The 1,190-nt window shown below is 40.0% G+C and carries 1 protein-coding gene; it reads left to right on the top strand.

Features of this window, described 5'->3' with window-relative positions:
* Nucleotides 1-652 precede the first annotated feature (652 nt).
* The coding region (locus RW114_RS20695; RefSeq protein ID WP_340124615.1) for a glycosyltransferase family 4 protein at nucleotides 653-1,190 on the top strand (538 nt) is incomplete at its 3' end.

Genomic DNA, 1,190 nt, shown 5'->3' with positions numbered 1-1,190 from the left:
AATCGGATGGAGAGCCCGGCGCTAAAAGCATATGGAAAGGGTTCCAGAGAATACAAGACTGCGTGTATGGAATACAGATAGCCCGCAAGCTAGATGGACTGGTTTAGTATTTGTGTGTAAGGAGATGCCTATAAAGACACGGATGTTCCCAAAGAACTCAAACAACGCCAAGACCATCTAGCCGTAATTACCAAAGCCAAGCAAGAAATCCAGGTCCGTGCGAAGGCGCGTTACGCCCAAGCGCAAATCAACCGTCGAAACCGTGGTCAGTATCATTAAACACATTCAGGGATTCAGTCAATTCCATCTTCGAGGTCTGGAATCCGTCTAAAATAAATGGAATTTGAAGAAAATGCATTAAAAGGATAAGAGAGCAAATAGCTTAAATTGGATCATAAAACGAAACTAGGGACAGTAAAAAATTGTAACAACCCACTTTTTTGAGTTTTAAACTTGATTAGGCGAGTTGTTTAAATTCTATTAATCCGACAGGCTCCTGGGGACTTAATGAAAATATCATAAAACAGTTAATCTTCTGTAACAATTCAAAGATATTGCAGCAAAAAGTCGAAACTTTTTACGAAAAACTTAACCTTAGGTTTTTGGATTTTATATCTAAAACCGTATTTTTGGCAAACCAGGAGAAACTGTCTTGAATAATTTCGAAACATCATATTTAGCCATGCTAATGAGCAGCTCTTTTTTTATAACAATAGCTGCAATTGCCTTGTTAAGGCCGGTTGCCTTTAAAATCGGCCTTACCGATCAGCCAAGTTCACGAAAAAGACACCAGGGAGAAATCCCGATGATTGGTGGTTTGGCGATCTACTTTTGCATCACTTACATCATCCTGACACAAAGTGTGAATGTTCCGGTCAATATGGCTTTTTTTACAGCAGTCACCATCATTGTTGTCACTGGATTGATTGATGATTTTAAAGACTTAAACTTCAAGGTCCGTTTAGCCGCAGAAGTTGCTGCGGCGCTGATCATGATCAAATTGGGTGGAGTCGAGATAACCAGCCTAGGTAATTTATTAGGGTTTGGTGAAATACAACTCGGTATGTTTTCAACCTTGTTTACGGTGTTTGCCATTGTAGGTGGCATCAACGCCTTCAATATGCTTGATGGCGTTGACGGCTTAGCCGGCAGTACTTCATTAATCATCTATTTTCTACTGTCGATTTTGT

The organism is Methylobacter svalbardensis (genome assembly GCF_037671525.1).
In the GTDB taxonomy this organism is placed as follows: Bacteria; Pseudomonadota; Gammaproteobacteria; order Methylococcales; family Methylomonadaceae; genus Methylobacter_A; species Methylobacter_A svalbardensis.
Note: the sequence above shows the minus strand (reverse complement) of the source record. Positions and strands in the feature narration are given on the sequence as shown.